The 12,225-nt window shown below is 71.1% G+C and carries 10 protein-coding genes; 6 read left to right on the forward strand and 4 right to left on the reverse strand.

Annotated features, from left to right (window positions below):
* Positions 1-116: 116 nt before the first annotated feature.
* Positions 117-641 carry a DUF4245 domain-containing protein gene (locus ACZ5C2_RS37135; protein ID WP_468801156.1) on the reverse strand — a complete coding sequence of 175 codons (525 nt, stop codon included), beginning with the start codon at positions 639-641 and terminating at the stop codon, positions 117-119.
* Between the two features lie 124 nt (positions 642-765).
* On the opposite strand from ACZ5C2_RS37135, the gene glpX reads away from it, so the two are divergent.
* Entirely contained in the window at positions 766-1,800 is a 1,035-nt protein-coding gene (gene glpX / locus ACZ5C2_RS37140; protein ID WP_468801157.1) for a class II fructose-bisphosphatase, read from the forward strand.
* A 196-nt stretch (positions 1,801-1,996) separates the two neighbouring features.
* Here glpX and ACZ5C2_RS37145 read toward each other — a convergent pair whose 3' ends face one another.
* Positions 1,997-2,371 carry a WhiB family transcriptional regulator gene (locus ACZ5C2_RS37145; protein WP_468801159.1) on the reverse strand — a complete coding sequence of 125 codons (375 nt, stop codon included), beginning with the start codon at positions 2,369-2,371 and terminating at the stop codon, positions 1,997-1,999.
* Between the two features lie 109 nt (positions 2,372-2,480).
* The gene (locus ACZ5C2_RS37150) at positions 2,481-3,191 is read right to left on the reverse strand and encodes a DUF1707 SHOCT-like domain-containing protein (RefSeq protein ID WP_468801160.1); all 711 of its coding nucleotides are present in this window, start codon (positions 3,189-3,191) and stop codon (positions 2,481-2,483) included.
* 146 nt (positions 3,192-3,337) lie between these two features.
* Here ACZ5C2_RS37150 and ACZ5C2_RS37155 point away from each other — a divergent pair, with 146 nt between their 5' ends.
* The gene (locus ACZ5C2_RS37155) at positions 3,338-5,041 is read left to right on the forward strand and encodes a fumarate hydratase (protein WP_468801161.1); all 1,704 of its coding nucleotides are present in this window, start codon (positions 3,338-3,340) and stop codon (positions 5,039-5,041) included.
* Positions 5,042-5,199: 158 nt separating this feature from the next.
* Here ACZ5C2_RS37155 and ACZ5C2_RS37160 read toward each other — a convergent pair whose 3' ends face one another.
* Entirely contained in the window at positions 5,200-5,481 is a 282-nt protein-coding gene (locus ACZ5C2_RS37160) for an NUDIX domain-containing protein (protein ID WP_468801162.1), read from the reverse strand.
* Positions 5,482-5,833: 352 nt separating this feature from the next.
* Between ACZ5C2_RS37160 and ACZ5C2_RS37165 the strand changes: the two genes are divergently transcribed.
* The 4 genes from ACZ5C2_RS37165 (at position 5,834) to ACZ5C2_RS37180 (ending at position 12,092) form a co-directional block, all read left to right on the forward strand.
* On the forward strand, positions 5,834-7,270 hold the full coding sequence (locus tag ACZ5C2_RS37165; protein WP_468801163.1) for a M28 family metallopeptidase: 1,437 nt from the start codon (positions 5,834-5,836) through the stop codon (positions 7,268-7,270).
* 112 nt (positions 7,271-7,382) lie between these two features.
* Positions 7,383-8,786: a class II fumarate hydratase gene (locus ACZ5C2_RS37170; protein WP_468801165.1), complete on the forward strand. Its 1,404-nt coding sequence runs from the start codon at positions 7,383-7,385 to the stop codon at positions 8,784-8,786.
* 197 nt (positions 8,787-8,983) lie between these two features.
* The gene (fomD, locus tag ACZ5C2_RS37175; protein ID WP_468801167.1) at positions 8,984-9,685 is read left to right on the forward strand and encodes a cytidylyl-2-hydroxypropylphosphonate hydrolase; all 702 of its coding nucleotides are present in this window, start codon (positions 8,984-8,986) and stop codon (positions 9,683-9,685) included.
* A gap of 274 nt (positions 9,686-9,959) precedes the next feature.
* A complete protein-coding gene (locus ACZ5C2_RS37180; RefSeq protein WP_468801169.1) occupies positions 9,960-12,092 on the forward strand; it encodes a SpoIIE family protein phosphatase in 2,133 nt (710 codons plus the stop codon).
* Positions 12,093-12,225 lie beyond the last annotated feature (133 nt).

Here is a 12,225-nt window from a genome sequence, read left to right on the forward strand (position 1 = left end):
AAACAAAAAAAAGAAAAAAAAGACGCCGCACCGAAAAACAACAACCCCCCCCCCCCCCCCCCCCCCCCCCCCCCCCCCCCCCCCCCCCCCCCCCCCCCGCCCCTCGTCGTTCACGCTCACTCGGTGCGCAGCGCCTCGGCCATCTTCGTCAGCTGTCCGAACGACGCCGTACCCGTCACCAGGGTGGTCGAGCCCTCGGTGCCCTCCAGCACCAGCGCGTCGTAGTGGTCGCCCTCGTAACGCGTCCACGTTTCGCCGTCGATCCGCTGGGTGGTCCCGGTCTCCGTGGCGCCCTGCGTCTTGTCGTCGATGAACGCCGTCCGCTTGCCCGCGGACTGTTCGACCCCCACGTACTCCCCGTCGGGGGCGTGGAAGCCGAGGTGCCAGGCATCGGCCTCGGCGGCCTGGAAGCGGACGGAGGTGGGCTTCCACGCCTCGGGCAGCCCTTCGGGGGCGGCCAGGGGGTAGGAGGCGGCCCGGCGGGCCGTGAGCAGGTCGACCCGGTAGTCGACCCGCTTGATGTCGGGTTCGCCGTCCTCGTGCGGGATGAACAGCCAGACCACTCCCGCGACGAGCACGATGATGGCCAGGGAGAGGATCATGTCCCGGGCCGTTTTCTGCACGCTGCTCGTTCCTGCCACGCCCCCTATCGTCGCAGGTGCCCGAAGCGCTCATCCGTGGGGGTCCCTGCTCATTTTGTCTGTCTGGCGATAGAGTCTTGCCACACCCTCATCCGGCCGTCGTCGTACAGAAAGGTGCGCTCCGATGACCGAACACCATCACTTGCCGTCCGAGCTCGATGTCCCCTCCGAGGCCCCCGACCGCAACCTCGCCCTGGAGCTCGTACGGGTCACCGAGGCCGCGGCCATGGCCGCGGGCCGCTGGGTAGGGCGCGGTGACAAGAACGGCGCCGACGGTGCCGCGGTGCGCGCCATGCGCACGCTCGTCTCCACCGTCTCGATGAACGGCGTCGTCGTCATCGGCGAAGGCGAGAAGGACGAAGCCCCGATGCTCTTCAACGGGGAGCGCGTGGGCGCCGGGACCGGGCCCGAGTGCGACATCGCCGTCGACCCGATCGACGGCACCACACTGACCGCCAAGGGCATGACGAACGCCATCGCGGTACTGGCCGCCGCCGAGCGCGGCTCGATGTTCGACCCCTCGGCCGTGTTCTACATGGACAAGCTGGTCACCGGGCCGGAAGCCGCCGACTTCGTCGACATCAACGCGCCGGTGAACGTGAACATCCGCCGGGTCGCCAAGGCGAAGCGGGTCACGCCCGAGGACGTCACCGTGGTGATCCTGGACCGGCCGCGGCACGAGGGCATCATCAACGAGATCCGGGAGACCGGTGCGCGCATCAAGCTGATCTCCGACGGTGACGTGGCCGGCTCGATCCTCGCGCTGCGCGAGGGCACGGGTATCGACCTGCTGCTCGGCATCGGCGGGACCCCCGAGGGGATCATCTCCGCCTGTGCGGTGAAGTGCCTGGGCGGCACGATCCAGGGCAAGCTGTGGCCGAAGGACGACGAGGAACGGCAGCGGGCGATCGACGCCGGACACGATCTCGACCGAGTGCTGACCACGGAGGATCTGGTCACCGGGGACAACGTGTTCTTCGTGGCGACGGGGATCACCGATGGTGAGCTGCTGCGTGGGGTGCGGTACCGGCCGGAGACGGCCACCACCGATTCGATCGTGATGCGGTCGAAGTCGGGGACGGTGCGGAGGATTGACTCCGAGCATCGGCTCAGCAAGCTGAGGGCCTACAGCGCGGTTGATTTCGACCGGGCGAAGTAGGACGCCGTTCAGGTGCCGTAAGGCGCCGCGGGGTGTGCGGTGCGGGTGGCATGTGCGGATGCGTTGTCGCTGGTCGCGTCCACGCGGCGGAGCCGCGTAGGTCACAGCCCGCGCCCCTGGGACAGCTGCCCCGCCCGGTGCCGCGAAAGGGCGCTCCCTGTGCGGAGGGGGCGCCCTTTCCTCGTGTGCGCGTGGGTCAGCCTGCCGCCGCTATGCGGCCCTGGCGGGGGGTGTTCTTCAGTTCCATTTCGCGGCGCCTGCGGCGGGCCAGGACCACGCGGCGTTCGGCGGCGGTGAGGCCGCCCCAGACACCGTAGGGCTCGGGCTGGAGCAGGGCGTGCTCACGGCACTCGACCATCACCGGACAGCGGCCACAGACCCGCTTGGCCGCCTCCTCACGGGAGAGCCGGGCGGCGGTGGGCTCCTTCGACGGTGCGAAGAACAGCCCCGCCTCGTCGCGCCGGCACACCGCCTCGGTGTGCCAGGGCGCATCCTGGTCCCTGTCCCGCGCTGCCACTCGCTGGGCCGGAACAGCGGCTACCTGCAGGGACGAATGCGGCGGTTGCAGCACGGTCTACTCCTGACGACGGCTTCGCAAGCGAGACACGATGCAGCAAGGCTTACCCGATGTACGCGCGCCTATGCACTGAGTGCCCCACCGGGCTCCGCCCGCGCCGGGGTCAGTGGCCGAGATGCCGGCGCAGGCTCCTGTCGACCTTGCGCTGCACCCTGTCGATGATGTTCGCGACGAGCCTGCCGCGCTTGGGCCGCGCCTCGACGCTGCCCAGCACGGCCCAGCCGTCGACGAAGACCACCGGGGCCTCCTCGTCGGTCGCGTCCATCGGGTCCACCTCGAAGGAACCGAGCACGCCGCCGCCCGTCCCGCGCAGCGACACGTTCTCCGGGACGTAGATCTCGACGCTGCCGAAGACGGAATACGCCTTGATCATGACCTGCTGGTGGTCGAACAGCGCCTCGCTGAGGTCGATCTCGACGCTGCCGAAGACCGCGTACGCGTGGATGCGGCGGCCGGTCCGCCAGCGGCCCTTGCGGGCGGCGGCACTGAACACCGCGACCACGCTGTCATCGGGGTCCATCGGGATCGCGCCCGTGGTGGGGCGGTGGGGTGCGGTGGCGTGTCCCGCGCGCCGCTGGTGGGCTATCGGCAGGTCCCGGATGAACACCTCCAGCTCGCCCACCGTCTTGGCGGCCAGCACGCCCTCGACGCGCTCCGCATGCTCGTCGGCAGTCAGCCGGCCCTCGGCGAGGGCGTCGCGCAGGAGGTCGGCGATACGGTCCCGGTCGGCGTCGGAGGCGCGCAGTTCGGCGGTCCCCGCCGGGGTGTCGGGGGCGGTGTCCGGCTGCTGCTGGGCGTGCTTCTGAAGGTCCACGACAGCAGCGTACCCAAACGCGATAGATCGCGACTACCCTCTGGGGCGGACGACTGAGGACAACCTCACAGGTCCGCCGCAGGCGGCAGGTCCTACGCTGGTGACCGCCCGCCGACGGAGGCGGGCGGTCACCTGTCGAGTGAGGAATGGGCGAGATGCCTGAGTTCGAGTACGCCGATCTGCTCCCCATGGGAGAGGACACCACCCCCTACCGGCTGGTGACCTCCGAGGGTGTCTCCACCTTCGAGGCCGACGGACGGACCTTCCTCACAGTGGAGCCGGAGGCGCTGCGCAAGCTCGCCGAGGAGGCCATCCGCGACATCCAGCACTATCTGCGCCCGGCCCACCTGGCGCAGCTGCGCCGGATCATCGACGACCCCGAGGCGTCGGGCAACGACAAGTTCGTCGCCCTGGACCTGCTGAAGAACGCGAACATCGCGGCCGCGGGGGTGCTGCCGATGTGCCAGGACACCGGTACGGCGATCGTCATGGGCAAGCGCGGGCAGAACGTGCTGACGTCGGGGCGTGACGAGGAGGCCCTGAGCAGGGGCGTCTACGAGGCGTACAAGAACCTGAACCTGCGGTACTCGCAGATGGCTCCGCTCACCATGTGGGAGGAGAAGAACACCGGGTCCAACCTCCCGGCGCAGATCGAGCTGTACGCGACGGACGGTGACGCGTACAAGTTCCTGTTCATGGCCAAGGGCGGCGGGTCGGCCAACAAGAGCTTCCTGTACCAGGAGACGAAGGCCGTCCTGAACGAGGCCTCCATGATGAAGTTCCTGGAGGAGAAGATCCGTTCGCTCGGTACGGCCGCCTGTCCGCCGTACCACCTGGCGATCGTGGTCGGCGGCACGTCGGCCGAGTACGCACTGAAGACCGCGAAGTACGCCTCCGCGCACTACCTGGACGAGATCCCCGCCGAGGGATCCCCGCTCGGACACGGCTTCCGGGACAAGGACCTTGAGGAGAAGGTCTTCGAGCTGACGCAGAGGATCGGGATCGGGGCGCAGTTCGGGGGCAAGTACTTCTGCCACGACGTGCGGGTGGTGCGGCTGCCCCGGCACGGGGCGTCCTGTCCGGTCGCGATCGCGGTGTCGTGCTCGGCGGACCGGCAGGCGGTCGCGAAGATCACCGCCGAGGGTGTGTTCCTGGAGCAGCTGGAGACGGATCCCGCGCGGTTCCTGCCGGAGACGACGGACGAGCAGCTGGAGTCGGAGGGCACCCGCGGCGGAGCCGCTGATCGGCAGAGTGTCCAGATCGACCTCAACCGGCCGATGGACGACATCCTGGCCGAGCTCACCAAGCACCCGGTCAAGACCCGGCTTTCGCTGACCGGGCCGCTGGTCGTGGCGCGGGACATCGCACACGCCAAGATCAAGGAGCGGCTGGACGCGGGTGAGGAGATGCCGCAGTACCTGAAGGACCACCCGGTGTACTACGCCGGGCCGGCCAAGACGCCGCAGGGGTACGCGTCGGGGTCCTTCGGGCCGACCACGGCCGGGCGGATGGACTCGTACGTGGAGCAGTTCCAGGCGGCGGGCGGGTCCCTGGTGATGCTGGCGAAGGGGAACCGGAGCAAGCAGGTCACTGACGCGTGCGACGCGCACGGGGGCTTCTATCTGGGGTCGATCGGAGGGCCGGCGGCCCGGCTCGCCCAGGACTGCATCAAGAAGGTCGAGGTCATCGAGTACGAGGAGCTCGGGATGGAGGCGGTCTGGAAGATCGAGGTCGAGGACTTCCCGGCGTTTGTCGTCGTGGACGACAAGGGGAACGACTTTTTCCAGGACCCTTCGCCGCAGGTGCCGACGTTCACGTCGATTCCGGTGCGGGGGCCGGGGCAGGTGTAGGGCCTCTGGTGCGGCGGGAGGCTCCTCTCGACCCCGCCGCCCCTTCCCTTCCCGTCCCTGGGGGCTGCGCCCCCGGACGCCCCTTTCGGCCCTGTGCGGGCCGCGTAGCCACGCTCCCCGGGCTACGGGTCCAGCGCCGTTTGCGATCAGGGCGTGGATCAGGAATTGCCCCGGGGCGCCGGGGCGCGGTTCTCCTTAAGCCTGTCCGGGTCGTCGCGGGTGAACCAGGCGCACGCCGCGCGTGAGGACCACTCGAGGGCGGGGTGGCCCGGGTCGCCGCCGACCGCGGCCAGGCAGTCGACCTCGTGGCGTTCGCCCAGGCCTCCGTCGCCGGTCCAGGAGGTCACACCGAGGAGCCGGCGGACGCGGCGTACCCGCCACCCCGTTCCTTCGGCGGCCTCGCGGACCGGGGCGTCCTGCAGGGACTCCCCCTGCTCCACGTGTCCGCCCACGATGTCCCAGCAGCTGGGGAAGAGACTTGCGGTCGGGCGCGCTTCCGGGCGAAGACCCCGCCGTCCCCGTCGATGATCACCGCACTCGCCGTCCACAGCTCGCCCTCGGCCGGGCGCGGAAGACCGACGCCCGGATCCACGATCAGTTCTGCCATGCCCTCGACCCAGCGGCGTCCGCATAGCGAACTTCGTGTGCTTCTTTCGGACATTCGTGGCTCAGACCTGCCCGTTCCGTTGACTGGCTCAACCATCGCTGTGAGTCTGTGCGGCGCTCCGACATGCACATGCCATGTCAATCCCTGTGTGGCTCACCCCACAGCCACCTCCCGGAGGAGACCAGGTGAAACGAAGATTCGCCGTGGCGAGTGTCTCGCTCGCTGTCGTGCTGGGCTGCGGAACACTCCCCGCCGTGGCCGCCGACTCCGTACCCACCACGGACGCGGTCGCCGCACCCGATGCCGTCGCCGCACCCGATGTCGACGTCAGCAAAGTGAGGGCGCATCTCAACGAGCTGAGCGCCATCGCCGGGCGGAACGGCGGGAACCGCCGCTCCACCGGACAGGGCTACGACGACTCCGTCGCCTATGTGAAGGGCAAGCTCCAGGCGGCCGGCTACACCGTCACCGAGCAGCCGTGCACCTCCGGCTGCACCAGCGGGGCCGGGCCCAATCTGATCGCCGAATGGCCGGGGGGCGACGCCAACAACGTCATCATGTTCGGCGCCCACCTCGACGGTGTCTCCGCCGGGCCCGGCATGAACGACAACGGCTCGGGTTCCGCCGCCCTGCTCGAGAACGCCCTGACACTGGCCCAGCAGAACCCGGCCATGCGCAACCGGGTCCGCTTCACCTGGTGGACCGACGAGGAGCAAGGCCTCAACGGGTCCGACTTCTACGTGCGTTCACTGTCCTCGAGCGAGCGCTCGAGGATCAAGGCGTACTACAACTTCGACATGGTCGCCTCCACCAACGGCGGCTACTTCATCAACCACATCACCTCCTCGGCCGCCGCCCCGATGAAGGCGTACTGGGACTCGCTGGGCCTCCAGCCCGAGGAGAACACCGAGGGCGCCGGACGCAGCGACGACTACTCCTTCGAGCAGTACGGCATCCCGACCTCCGGCTACGCCATGGGCGCCAGTGCCCGCAAGACCTCCGCGCAGGCCGCCAAGTGGGGCGGGACCTCCGGGTCCGCGTACGACCCCTGCTACCACCGGTCCTGCGACACCCTCACCAACATCAACGCCACCGGTCTCGACCGCGCGGCCGACGGCATCGCGTACACCCTCTGGCAGCGGGCCGTGGACACCGGCACCGGCGGCCAGTGCGACACCGCCGGCGCGGTCGGCAACGGCGGGTTCGAGAGCGGCACCTCGCCGTGGACCGGCAACACCGGCGTCATCGGCGCCCACTCGGGCCAGTCGGCGCACAGCGGGACCCGGTTCGCCTGGCTCGCCGGGAACGGGTCCACGAGTACCGAGTCGATCAGCCAGACGGTGACCATACCTGCCGGGTGCTCCCAGGCGTCACTGAACTACTGGCTGCACATCGACACCGACGAGTCCGGCTCGCGCGCCTACGACAGGTTCACCGTGAAGGCAGGCGGCACCACGCTCGCCACGCTGTCCAACGTGAACGCCGGCAGCGGCTATGTACAGCGGTCGGTCGATCTGTCCGCGTACGCGGGGCAGACGGTCACCCTGACGTTCACCGCGACCGAGGACTACAGCCTGCAGACCGGCTTCGTCCTGGACGACGTGACCCTGCACAACGGCTGACCTCCCCCCACGGGTGCTCCGCCCCGCCGCGCTTCCCGCGCGGCGGGGCGGAGGGCGCTCGCGGGAATACGCTCGTCCGGGACGGCTGCTGTGCATCTTCGGAGGTACGACGATGACGACCACGGACGACGACCGGAACTATCGCATCGAGCACGACTCCATGGGAGAGGTGAGGGTCCCCGCCGATGCCAAGTGGCGCGCGCAGACCCAGCGCGCCGTGGAGAACTTCCCGGTCTCCGGGCAGCGCCTGGAGCGCGCCCACATCGAGGCACTGGCCCGGATCAAGGGCGCCGCCGCCAGGGTGAACGCCCGGCTCGGGGTGCTGGACAAGGACATCGCCGAGGCGATCCAGGAGGCGGCCGGCGAGGTCGCCGAGGGCCGGTGGGACGAGCACTTTCCCGTCGACGTGTTCCAGACCGGCTCCGGAACGTCGTCCAACATGAACACCAACGAGGTTCTCGCCACCCTCGCCACCGAGCGGCTGGGGCGGGACGTGCACCCCAACGACCACGTCAACGCCTCGCAGTCGTCCAACGACGTGTTCCCCTCGTCCCTGCACATCGCGGCCACCGCGGCCGTCACCCGCGATCTGATCCCGGCCCTCGAGCACCTCGCGGCCTCCCTCGAGAGGAAGGCCGAGGAGTTCGCCGACGTGGTGAAGTCCGGGCGGACCCACCTGATGGACGCCACGCCGGTGACCCTCGGTCAGGAGTTCGGCGGCTACGCGGCCCAGATGCGGTACGGGATCGAGCGGCTGAACGCCTCCCTGCCGCGCCTCGCGGAGCTGCCGCTGGGCGGAACCGCCGTCGGCACCGGCATCAACACCCCGCCGGGGTTCTCCGCCGCCGTCATCGAGGAGGTCGCCCGCGCGACCGGGCTGCCGCTGACCGAGGCGCGCGACCACTTCGAGGCGCAGGGTGCCCGGGACGGTGTCGTGGAGACCAGCGGCCAGCTGCGGACCATCGCCGTCGGGCTGACGAAGATCGCGAATGATCTGCGGTGGATGGCGTCGGGCCCCCGTACCGGCCTCGCCGAGATCAGCCTCCCCGATCTCCAGCCCGGCTCCTCGATCATGCCCGGCAAGGTCAACCCGGTGATCCCGGAGGCCGTGCTGATGGTCTGTGCGCAGGTCACCGGCAACGACGCGACCGTGGCCGCCGCCGGCGCCTCGGGCAACTTCGAGCTCAACGTGATGCTTCCGGTCATCGCCAAGAACGTGCTGGAGTCGGTGCGGCTGCTCGCCAACGTCTCCCGGCTGCTCGCCGACCGCACGGTCGACGGCATCGTCGCCGACCGCGAGCGGGCCCGGGAGTACGCCGAGTCCTCGCCGTCCGTGGTGACCCCGCTCAACAAGTACATCGGCTACGAGGAGGCCGCCAAGGTCGCCAAGAAGTCCCTCGCGGAGCGGAAGACCATCCGGCAGGTGGTCCTGGAGGGCGGCTACGTCGAGCGCGGCGACCTCACCGTCGGACAGCTCGACGAGGCCCTGGATGTCCTGCGGATGACGCGCCCGTGAAAACCCCACGCCGGAGGTGAACCGTGGCGGCGGCCGAAGCGTCGTGTGCCCGGGGGACCTTAATATCTGCGCGTGAGTCACCCACCGCTGAGACGGAGGGTTCCCGGACCCGAGGTTGCGGTCCCGCGCGAAACCGTCCCCCGGCCCAGGGCGGAAAGACGCCGCCCCGGGCCGGGAACCCCCTCGAAAGGAGGCCGATGACAGAGAGCGGAACAGCGAACGGCGCGCGCCGGAAGGACGCGGGCGGCCCGGCCGGCCGCTGGGCGCCGGGAACACAGATCCTGTGGCGTTACCGGGAGAACAACGGGGCACGCATCCACATCGCGCGCCCCGTCACGGTCGTACACGACGACGCGGAGCTGCTCGCCGTGTGGATGGCGCCCGGCACCGAGTGTGTGAAACCGGTGCTCGCCGACGGCACGCCCGTGCACCAGGAGCCGCTCGGTACCCGGTACACCAAGCCGCGCACGGTGACGCGGGGCCGCTGGCTCGGCACCGGAGTGCTGAAGCTGGCCCGGCCGGGCGATCCCTGGTCGGTGTGGCTCTTCTGGAACCCGGACTGGCGGTTCAAGAACTGGTACGTGAACCTGGAGGAGCCCCTGGCCCGCTGGCCGGGCGGGGTGGACTCCGAGGACCATTTCCTGGACATCTCCGTGCACCCGGACCGCGACTGGTACTGGCGGGACGAGGACGAGTTCGCACAGGCCCAGCGGGACGGGCTGGTGGACTCCGCACTGGCCGAGCGGGTGCGGGAGGCCGGGCGGGCCGCGGTGGAGGTGATCGGCTCCTGGGGGCCGCCGTTCTCGCAGGGCTGGGAGAACTGGCGCCCGGATCCGTCCTGGACGGTACCGTCACTGCCACAGGACTGGGACCGCACTCCGGCGCATGTGTCCTCGTGAGACCCTTGCTGCGCCCCCGGGCGGGAAACGTAGGATCGTCGTCCGCAAGGGCGCGGGGCAACAACCACCGGAGCGCGCGCCGGGCTTGACCAAACGTCACCGAGGGGCGGCAGGACGTGAGCGAGGGGTACGGAAACACCGGTACCGGCCTGGAACGGCCGATCGGCGGAGCGGCAACAACCTCTGACCACACGCGAAATCCGTTCCGGGGGCAACCGTTCCGGGTATCGGAGTTTCGGCGGGACGAACCGCGCGCACGGCGTGCGCCGGACGGATGGACTCGACACGCGTGACGGAGCAGCCGACCTCCTTCGAGCGCCCGCAGCCGGGCGTGGACCCCGCGGATCCCCGCGGGGCGCTCCTGCGTACCCCGTCACCGGCCCGTGTGCCGGGCACGGGGGCCGCCTTACCGGTACAGGGAGGCTCCGGCGATGAGCCGCCCGGGACCTCGAGGTCGCCGGGAGCCGCGTCGCCGGAGACGGTGACGCCGGGCGGCGGTCAGGATCCGGCGGGCGAACCAGGCTCCGAGCACTCCCAGCCGGGCGCCGGCCAGGGCTCCGGACCGGACACGCACCGGCCGCGTCCCGTGCCCGAGGGCATCCCGCTGCAGCCGGCCGCGGGCCAGGACCGGCCGGAGCAGTCACCGGACGGCAGGGAGCGCCGCACCGGGCAGGTCACGCAGCCGGGGCGGCCGACGCCCATGCGGCGGGACGGCGACCGGCTGCGGTTCGTCGGTGCGGCGACCCGGCGGATCGCCCGCGGTATCGACCTGGACGAGATCGTGATGGGGCTGTGCCGGGCCACCGTGCCCACCTTCTCCGACGCGATCCTCGTCTATCTGCGCGACCCGCTGCCGGTCGGCGACGAGCGGCCCACCGGCCCGCTGGTGCTGCGGCTGCGCCGCACCGACCGGATCCCCGCCGAGCGGGACACCGAGGGCGGGTTCACGCCGGCCGCCCCTCCCGAACCGTCCGAGCTGGACTCGGTCGGCGCGGAGTTGTGCACGGTGCGGCCCGGCAGCGCGCTCGCCGAGGTGCTGCGCGGTGTCCGGCCGGTCTTCACGGACGCGCCGGCCGCGCGGGCCGCGCTGCCCGAACTCCTCGGTGAGGACGGCGCGTCCGCCGTGCCGGACGGGCAGCGGGCGATCCTCGCGCCGCTGCGCGGCCGGCGCCGGGTGATCGGCGCGGCCCTGTTCCTGCGGCGCCCGGAGCGCATCCCGTTCGAGGCCGACGACCTGCTGGTCGCCGCCCAGCTCGCCACGCACAGCGCCCTCGGCATCGACAAGGCGGTGCTGTACGGGCGGGAGGCGTACATCGCGGACGAGTTGCAGCGCACGATGCTGCCGGAGACCCTGCCGCGCTGCACCGGCGTACGGCTGGCGTCGCGGTATCTGCCGGCCGCGGAGACCGCGCGGGTCGGCGGCGACTGGTACGACGCGATCCCGCTGCCGGGCAGCCGGGTGGCGCTGGTGGTCGGGGACGTCATGGGTCACTCCATGACGTCGGCGGCGATCATGGGCCAGCTGCGTACCACCGCGCAGACCCTGGCCGGCCTCGATCTGCCGCCGCAGGAGGTGCTGCACCATCTCGACGAGCAGGCGCAGCGACTCGGCGTGGACCGCATGGCGACCTGTCTGTACGCGGTGTACGACCCGGTATCGCACCGCATCACCATCGCCAACGCCGGTCACCCGCCGCCCATCCTGCTGGAGCTGGGCGGCCGGGCGGAGGTGCTGCGGGTGCCCGCGGGCGCCCCGATCGGCGTGGGCGGGGTGGACTTCGAGGCCGTGGAGCTGGACGCGCCCGCCGGGGCGACGCTGCTGCTCTACACCGACGGCCTGGTGGAGTCCCGGCTGCGGGACGTGTGGACCGGTATCGAGCAGCTGCGCGAGAAGCTCGCCGCGACCGCCCAGCTGACCGGCCCGGACCATCCGCCGCCGCTGGAGGCGCTGTGCGACGAGGTGCTCGACATGCTCGGTCCGGGCGACCGGGACGACGACATCGCGCTGCTCGCCGCCCGTTTCGACGGGATCGCGCCGAGCGACGTGGCGTACTGGTTCCTGGAGCCGGAGGACGCGGCCCCCGGCCGGGCCCGCCGCCTCGCCCGGCGGGCACTGTCCCGCTGGGGCATGGAGGACATGAGCGACTCCGTCGAGCTGCTGGTCAGCGAGGTGGTGACGAACGCGGTGCGGTACGCCACGCGGCCGGTCACGCTGCGGCTGCTGCGCACGGACGTGCTGCGGTGCGAGGTCGGTGACGACGTGCCGCAGCTGCCGCGGCTCCGGCAGGCGCGCGCCACGGACGAGGGCGGGCGCGGTCTGTACCTGGTGAACCGGCTGGCCCGGCGCTGGGGCGCGACCCGGCTGAGCACGGGCAAGGTGGTGTGGTTCGAGCTGAACCACGGCTGAACCACGGCTGAGCGGTCGTACACGCCGTCGTACGGCGGGAGGGGGGGGGGGGGGGGGGGGGGGGGGGGGGGGGGGGGGGGGGGGGGGGGGGGGGGGGGGGAGGAGAGAGGGGAGCCACGGAGGGTTTGGCGTG

It is taken from the genome of Streptomyces sp. NPDC031365 (assembly GCF_055569765.1).

Coding starts and splice junctions, on each gene's coding strand:
- glpX (WP_468801157.1), top strand. CDS start 766: ATGACCGAACACCATCACTTGCCGTCCGAGCTCGATGTCCCCTCCGAG.
- ACZ5C2_RS37155 (WP_468801161.1), top strand. CDS start 3,338: ATGGGCGAGATGCCTGAGTTCGAGTACGCCGATCTGCTCCCCATGGGA.
- ACZ5C2_RS37170 (WP_468801165.1), top strand. CDS start 7,383: ATGACGACCACGGACGACGACCGGAACTATCGCATCGAGCACGACTCC.
- fomD (WP_468801167.1), top strand. CDS start 8,984: ATGACAGAGAGCGGAACAGCGAACGGCGCGCGCCGGAAGGACGCGGGC.
- ACZ5C2_RS37180 (WP_468801169.1), top strand. CDS start 9,960: ATGGACTCGACACGCGTGACGGAGCAGCCGACCTCCTTCGAGCGCCCG.